Below are 584 nucleotides of genomic sequence, written 5' to 3'. Positions count from 1 at the left end.
ACGGCCAACAGGGCCAGCGGAATATCCACGCCGCGCGGCAAGGCCACGCCAACCCGTGCCTCGGGGCCGACACCCGCCGCGACCAGAGCCTGGGCCAGGCGGTTGGCGCGCGCATCCAGTTCAGCGAAGCTCAGGCTGCGTTGCTCATCCTGCAGCGCGATGGCCTCCGGCTGGGCGGCAGCCTGGGCTGCGATAACCGTCGCCAGCGGCTCGAAAGCCTCAGCACTGGCCGGTACTGCAAGGCGCCACAGCGCTTCGTCGAGCCAGGCACCTGCCTGCAACGGCGCATCCGCCGGCTGCTTCGGCAGTGCACGCAGCAGCGCGAGGAACTGCTCGGCCATGCACGCCATACCGGTAGCGCAATAGCGCTCGGCAGCGTAGCAGAAGCTCAGCTCGAGGCCGGCCTGGCTCTCGCGTACGCGCAACACCAGGTCGAAGGGGGTTTCCAGATCGATCTGACGCAGGCTTTCCACGTTCAGCCCCTGCAATGCCACCGTTCCCCGTACCTGATGGTCGAACGCCACCTGGCAGAGTGGATGGCGACCGTGACTGCGATCTGGCTGCAACGCCTGCACCAGTTGCTC

At 67.6% G+C, this 584-nt stretch carries 1 protein-coding gene; it reads right to left on the bottom strand.

All coding sequences use genetic code 11. From position 1 onward, the window contains the following. Nucleotides 1-584: AMP-binding protein (locus J0A65_RS25255; protein ID WP_206596970.1), on the bottom strand; the 584-nt coding region annotated here is incomplete at both ends.

It is taken from the genome of Bowmanella yangjiangensis (assembly GCF_017255015.1).
Lineage (GTDB): Bacteria > Pseudomonadota > Gammaproteobacteria > Enterobacterales > Alteromonadaceae > Bowmanella > Bowmanella yangjiangensis.
Note: the sequence above shows the minus strand (reverse complement) of the source record. Positions and strands in the feature narration are given on the sequence as shown.